Genomic DNA, 6943 nt, shown 5'->3' with positions numbered 1-6943 from the left:
GACGCTGCAGCGCTGACGCCGTGATTGCGGCTACGGCCCGGCACGACTGATCGACGGCAGCGGCGGACACCACGCCGCTGCCCCGGACACGCTCTCACCGCAGAAAAACGCCGGTGCGCAGGCCATGCCTGCGCACCGGCTCTTTTCTCCATCCGCGCCCGGAGTTCAGGCCGGAGTAGCAGGGTACATACGACATCGCATGTCCATTTTGGTAATTTAGCAGCTGTATTTCTATATTGCGTTCGCGTAAATCGGAGCGCCGAGCGGGCAATGAAAAATTGCTATGACGTCATACATGTGATGTGATGCCAGCACGGTTTCACGGCCGTTTCACGCGATGACCGCTCCCGCCGACAGGTACGCCGTCCCACGCGCCCTCATGGACGGCCGGAGCGCATCCCTTCAAGGAAGGACGCCCATCGTGACCCTCGATCGCAGCCCAGGCGGTCAGCGAAAGCCGCGCCGCGCCGCCCTGTTGTCCAGTTGCGCCGCCGGGCTGCTCGCCGCGGCGTCGCTGGTCGCCGCGGCACCGGCGCACGCTGCCGTGATGACGACCCTCTACGCCTCCCCGACCGGTTCGGGGACGGCCTGCTCCTCGGCCCAGCCGTGCTCGCTCAGCCAGGCGCAGTCAACGGTGCGCGCGGTCGCCCCGGCCATGACCGGTGACATCGTGGTACAGCTGGCCGGCGGCACCTACGCACTCGGCTCACCGCTGACCTTCACCGCGGCGGACTCCGGGACCAACGGCTACACCGTGTTCTGGACCGCGGCGCAGGGTGCGACGCCGGTCATCTCCGGCGGTCAGCGGGTGACCGGCTGGTCCCTGGCCGACTCCGGCCGGAACATCTGGCGGGCGAGCGTCAGCGGCGGATTCGACACCCGGCAGCTGTACGTCGAGGGCCGCATCGCCACCCGCGCCCGGACCCAGGTCAACCGAGCCGACTTCACGTTCACGACCAGCGGGATGACGTTCACCAACGGCGCGCTGTCATACCTGAACAGCATCGCGGCCGAGGACCGGGTCGAACTGGAGTCGATCAACTCGTTCACCGACCGCTACGTGCCGGTCCAGTCGATCAGCAGCAACACCATCACCATGGAGCAGCCCGCCTGGAACAACAACACCTGGGGCTACGACACGCTCAGCACGCCCTTCCGAGCCGGACCGCTGTACCTGGTCAACGCGCGCGAGTTCCTCGACACCGCCGGCGAGTGGTACCTCGACACCGCGGCCGGGTCGCTCTACTACAAGCCGTTGAGCGGCGAGAACATGGCCACCGCGGACGTGCAGCTGCCCCGGCTGGAGTCGCTGCTCAGGGTCGGCGGGACCTATGCCGCACCCGCCCACCACATCTCCTTCGCCGGGCTGCGGTTCTCGCACACCAGCTGGCTGCAGCCCAACACCGGCCAGGGCTACGCCGACCAGCAGACCGGCGCGTACATCTACGGCACCTGGTCCCGGCCCGCCGACTGGCTCACCTCCTGCCAGTCGGGCTGCCAGGCGTTCGAGGCCGCCCGGCCGCAGTGGCGCCAGATGCCGGCGGCGGTGCAGGTCTCGGCCGCGAACAACATCACCTTCAGCGGCAACCGGTTCACCAGCCTCGGGCAGGTGGGGCTGGGGATCGGCAATGACGCGAACGCGAACGCGAACGGCGTCGGCCTCGGGGCCGGCGATGTCAAGGTCATCGGCAACACCTTCGACCAGATCGCGGCCGGTGCCGTCATCGCCGGCGGGGTGCAGGCCGACGCCCACCACCCGAGCGACAGCCGGATGACCAACCGGGCCGTCACCTTCGGCAACAACGTCGTACACGACGTCGCCATCGACTACCGCAGTCATGTCGGCCTGCTCATGACCTACCTCGCCGACTCCACGATGGCCAACAACGAGGTCTACAACCTGCCCTACACCGGCATCTCGATCGGGTACGGCTGGGGCGCCAACGACGCCGGCGGCGCCCAGGACTACGTCGACCGGGGCCTCTACAACTATCAGCCGAAGTACACCACCGCGACCATCGCGAAGAACTACCGGGTCCAGGCCAACTACGTCCATGACGTGATGTCGCAGATGACCGACGGGGCGGCGTTCTACAGCCTGTCCGCGCTGCCCGGCACGACGGTCGACCGCAACTACTTCCGCAACACCAACGGCTGGCTGGGCCTGTACTTCGACGAGGGCTCGCGCTACCTGTCGGCGACGAACAACGTCTTCGACAACATCGGGCAGTGGGCGTACGGGCAGCACTGGGCGAACAACAACACCGGCAACCTGACCCTGACCGGCAACTGGACGACGAGCGGCAACACGAACATCACGAGCGGCTCGCGCGGCAACGTGAACACCGGGACCGTCCTGGTCACCGGCGGGAACTGGCCGACCGCCGCGCGGACGGTCATGACGTCCGCCGGTGTGCAGACGTCGACCCAGCAGTCCGGTGCGATCGTGGGCGGACAGTCCGGCCGATGTGTCGACGTGCCTAACTCCAGCACCGCCAACGGGACCCAGGCGCAGCTGTGGGACTGCAGCGGTGCGGCCAACCAGCGGTGGACGTACACCTCGGGCAAGCAGCTGATGGTGTACGGCAACAAGTGCCTGGACGCCAGCGGGCAGGGCACCGGCAACGGCACCCGCCTGGTGGTCTGGGACTGCAACGGCCAGACGAACCAGCAGTGGAACGTCAACGCCAACGGAACGATCACGGGCGTCCAGTCGGGCTTGTGCGTCGACGCCAGCGGTGCCGGCACCGCCAACGGCACCCTGCTCGTCCTCTGGGCCTGCAACAGCGGTTCCAACCAGCAGTGGAGCCTGCGCAGCTGACGAGGTCGGCGGCGTCAGAACGCGACAGCAGCCGTCGTGCGGACCGGATCGGTCGGCACGGCGGCTGCGTCATGAGGCCCGGACGGCACACCCGGGGGTGGCCCCGACGACGTTCCCGACATCATGTCGATAAGATGCCGACATGATGTCAGTAAAATTCGCCGGGCGGTGCCCGTGTTCCTAGCCGTCCGCGAGCTCCGCTTCGCCCGTGCCCGATTCGCGCTGATGGGGGCCGTGATCGCCCTCATCGCCGTGCTCATGGTCCTGCTCTCCGGCCTGTCCCAGGGCCTGGTCCGCGATGGCGTGTCCGGGCTGCAGGAACTACCGGTCACCTCTTTCGCCTTCAGCCGCGGCGTCGCGCGCGACGCCGCGTTCACGCGCAGCGTCATCGGTCTCGACACCGTGGGCAGCTGGTCCCGGCAGCCGGGCGTCACCGAGGCCGCCGCGTTCGGCAGCGCCCTCATCAACGCCCGCAGCAGCTCCGGCGTCGAGATCGACCTCGCACTGTTCGGGGTCGAGCCGCAGTCCTTCCTCGCACCGGAAGTCGCCACCGGGTCCCCGCTGGGCGCCCCCGACGGCATCGTCGTCAGCAGCACCGCCGCCGACGCGGGCCTGCGGGTCGGCGACACCGTGACCGTGGACCGGCTCGGCACCCGGCTCACCGTCGTCGGCGTGCTGGCCGGGCAGCACACGTTCGGCCACGTCGACGTCGCATACCTGCCGCTGGCCGCGTGGCAGGCGACCCACGCGGGCACCGGCCCCGGCGAGCCCGTCCCCGATCGCGCCCGTCAGGAGATCACCGCGGTCGCGGTGCGGGGTACCGGCGTCGATCTGGCCGCCGGCGACGCCGCCGCCGGCACCGAGAGCATGACCCTGCCCGAGTCGTACGGCGCCTCGCCCGGATACACCGCCGAGACGTCGACGCTGACCCTCATCCAGGTGTTCCTGTACCTGATCTGCGCTCTGGTCGCGGGCGCGTTCTTCACCGTCTGGACCATCCAGCGCAAGCACGAGCTGGCGGTGCTGCGCGCCCTCGGCGCGCCCACCGGCTACCTGCTGCGCGACGGGCTGGCCCAGGCACTGGTGCTGCTGCTGGCCGCGGCGGCTGTAGGCATCGGCGCCGGGGTCGGGCTGGGCTCCCTGATCGGCAGCGGCGTGCCGTTCGCGCTGGACCCCCAGGCCGTGGCGGTCGCCGCCGCGCTGCTGGTGGGCCTGGGACTGGCCGGAGCCGCAGTAGCCGTCGCCCGCATAGCCGCCGTCGACCCCGCGACCGCTCTGGGAGGAAACCGATGAACGCGGGAACCACTGCCACCGAGCGGACCGGCGCCGTAGGTCCGCACGGCTCCGCTCAGCCGGACGGCCTGCTCATGCGGGACGTGACCATGCTGCTCGGCGACGGCGAGGACACTGTACGAGCGCTCGACGGCGTGCACCTCACCGTGGCCGCGGGCGAGTTCGCGGCCGTCGTGGGCCCCTCCGGATCCGGCAAGTCCAGTCTGCTGGCGGTCGCCGGTGGGCTGGCCGTCCCCGCCTCGGGGACGGTGACCGTCGCCGGGCGGCCGATGACGGCGGCTTCCCGGCGAGCCCGCACCGCGCTGCGGCGGGACCTGGTGGGTTTCGTCTTCCAATCGGGCAACCTGCTGCCCGCGCTGACCGCCGTCGACCAGCTGCGCCTGCCGGCGCGCTTCGGGTCCTCCGGTGCGGTGCGGCGCGACCCGATGGAGCTGCTGGCCGAGGTCGGGATGGCGGGCAAGGCCGACCGGCGCCCCCACCAGCTTTCCGGCGGCGAGCGCCAGCGCGTCGGGATAGCCCGGGCGCTGGTCACCGGGCCGCGGCTGCTGCTGGTCGACGAGCCGACCGCGGCACTGGACCAGGCGCGCAGCCACGACATCGTGCAGATGCTCGCCCGGGAGACCCGACGGCACGGGGTGGCCACGGTGATGGTCACGCACGATACCGAGGTGCTGCGGTACTGCGACTCCGTCTACGAGATGATGGACGGCGCACTGCGCGGGGTTTGACCGACGGGAGGGCGTGTGCCGAGGATCCAGGCCGCTACGGTCGCCGAGCACCGCTCGTTGCAGCGCCGCGCTCTGCTGGACGCCGCCCGTGACATCCTGGCCTCGGGAGCGCCCGAGGCGCCGAGCCTGTCCGCTGTCGCGCAGCGGGCAGGCTTGGCCCGGTCCAGCGTCTACCAGTACTTCAAATCCCGCGAAGACCTGCTCGACGCGGTCATCGCCGACATGTTCCCCCGCTGGTCGAGCCTCGTCGCCCAGCGGATGGACGGTGCGGCGACAGCGGCCGAGCAGGTGCTGGCCTACGCCGACGCCAACCTGGAGCTGGTGGCTCAGGGCGAGCACGCCGTCATGCGCGGCCTGGCCATGGCCGCGCCGGGAGCGGCCCTGCATGAGTCGAGCAGGGTGCTGCACGAACAGCTGCGCGTGCCGCTGGTCGACGCGCTGGCCCGGTCCGGCGCGACGGAGCCGTCGCACATGGCTGAGCTGATCCAGGCGCTGGTGCGGACCGGCTCGCTGATGATCGAGAACGGGGTACCGCCGGACGACGTTCGTGGCCTGGTCAAGGAGATGCTTGCGCCGTACCTGCACGTTGCGGGCAGGTCTCGGCCCGGGAGCCGCCGGTCGCCCGACGAGGTCGCGCACCGGGTCTGACGGCTGCTCCGCCACCGCGCGGTAAGAGCCCCGGTGGCGGAGCAGCCGTCTCGGCGACTCGGCCTCAGTTGCGCAGGGTCCATCGCTGGTTCGTGCCGCCGTGGCAGCTCCAGAGCTGGATCTTGGTGCCGTTGGCCGTGGCACCGCCCGCCGCGTCGGCGCAGAGCCCCGACTGGACGCCCGTGATCGTGCCGTCGGCGTTGAGGTTCCACTGCTGGTTCGGCTGGCCGCTGCAGTCCCAGATGATGACCTGGGTGCCGTTGACCGTGCCGCGGCCGCTGGCGTCCAGGCACTTGCCCGCGATGGTCAGCTGCCTGCCCGCCGTGTACGTCCACCGCTGCGAGGTGCCGCCCCAGCAGTCGTACAGCTGCATCTGGGTTCCGTTGGCGGTGGTGGCGTTGGGATCGTCGAGGCAGCGGCCGGAGCCGGTTCCGACGATCATCACGTTCGAGCGGCCCGGCGCCGGGCTGCTCGACGGCGAACCACTGGGCTGCACGGCACTGTCCAAGCCGAGGAAGGAGACGGCGTAGGCCAGCATTCCCGCCTGCGGGAGGGTGTGGCCCGTACCGGCGATGCTCACCGCCTCGACGGTGGCCCGCGTGCCGGTGGCGCCGTAGCGCGTCCGGGTCCAGCTCGCCTGCGGGCTGTCAGTGGACGACGGCGTCTGGCCCAGGCCGTTCAGGTTGGTCCACTGCTTGATCTCCTCGGTGAAGTTCGGGTACGCCAGCGTGGTGTCCGTGGTGCCGTGCCACAGCTGCACGCGCGGGTAGCGGCCGGTGTAACCGGGGTACATCGCCCGCGCGATGTCGCCCCACTGCTGCGCCGTCCTGCTGATGCTGCCGCCGGAGCACTGGCTGTTCCACAGCGAGCCGTCGGTGGTGGCGAAACATCCGGCGGGTACGCCGGAGAACGCCGCGGCGGCCGCGAACACGTCCGGGTACTGGGCGGCCAGGACGTTGGTCATCATCGCCCCGGAGGAGAAGCCGCTCACCACGATCCGCGACGGGTCGACGTTGTACCGGGTGCGTGCCCAGCCGACCATCGACATGATGCCGGTGGAGTCGCCGCCGCCGTCACGGCGCAGCGCCTGGGGCGTGGAGACGTCGAAGCAGTGCCCCGACCGGGTCGCCTCGGGCAGGACGATGACGTAGCCGTGCCGGTCGGCCGCGGTCACGTAGTCGTGGCCGTTGCCGCCGAAGATCCCCGCCGCCGATCCGCCGCAGTAGTGGACCAGGAGCAGCAGCGCCGGGCGCGACGCGACCGTGTCCGGCGCGTACACGTACATGTTGAGGTTGGTGGGGTTGTTGCCGAAGTTGACCACCTGCGTCAGCGTCGCCGCTGACGCAGGTGGCGCCGCCACGGCGACAACACCCAGGGTGACCAGCACCGCGGCGGCAACCGCGGCGAGTATCCGTTTCACGAATCGCTCCTTGACCGTGGGCGTCGGCGCCGT

Annotated in this window: 5 protein-coding genes; 4 read left to right on the top strand and 1 reads right to left on the bottom strand. The window is 70.4% G+C overall.

Annotated elements, in window-relative coordinates; genetic code table 11:
• Positions 1-421 precede the first annotated feature (421 nt).
• The 4 genes from QEZ54_RS35125 (at position 422) to QEZ54_RS35110 (ending at position 5490) form a co-directional block, all read left to right on the top strand.
• The gene (locus tag QEZ54_RS35125; RefSeq protein ID WP_348650608.1) at positions 422-2821 is read left to right on the top strand and encodes a ricin-type beta-trefoil lectin domain protein; all 2400 of its coding nucleotides are present in this window, start codon (positions 422-424) and stop codon (positions 2819-2821) included.
• Positions 2822-2989: 168 nt separating this feature from the next.
• Positions 2990-4114, top strand: coding sequence for an FtsX-like permease family protein (locus tag QEZ54_RS35120; RefSeq protein WP_281309099.1), 1125 nt, complete (start codon positions 2990-2992; stop codon positions 4112-4114).
• A complete protein-coding gene (locus QEZ54_RS35115) occupies positions 4111-4842 on the top strand; it encodes an ABC transporter ATP-binding protein (protein WP_281309098.1) in 732 nt (243 codons plus the stop codon). The genes QEZ54_RS35120 and QEZ54_RS35115 overlap by 4 nt, the downstream gene beginning before the upstream one ends.
• Before the next feature lie 15 nt (positions 4843-4857).
• The gene (locus tag QEZ54_RS35110; protein WP_281309097.1) at positions 4858-5490 is read left to right on the top strand and encodes a TetR/AcrR family transcriptional regulator; all 633 of its coding nucleotides are present in this window, start codon (positions 4858-4860) and stop codon (positions 5488-5490) included.
• A gap of 64 nt (positions 5491-5554) precedes the next feature.
• Here the strand turns inward: QEZ54_RS35110 and QEZ54_RS35105 are convergent, their stop codons facing one another.
• Positions 5555-6910 carry a PHB depolymerase family esterase gene (locus QEZ54_RS35105; RefSeq protein WP_281309096.1) on the bottom strand — a complete coding sequence of 452 codons (1356 nt, stop codon included), beginning with the start codon at positions 6908-6910 and terminating at the stop codon, positions 5555-5557.
• Positions 6911-6943 lie beyond the last annotated feature (33 nt).

The organism is Catellatospora sp. KI3, from assembly GCF_029948125.1.
In the GTDB taxonomy this organism is placed as follows: domain Bacteria; phylum Actinomycetota; class Actinomycetes; order Mycobacteriales; family Micromonosporaceae; genus Catellatospora.
This window is presented reverse-complemented; position numbering and strand designations above follow the sequence as displayed.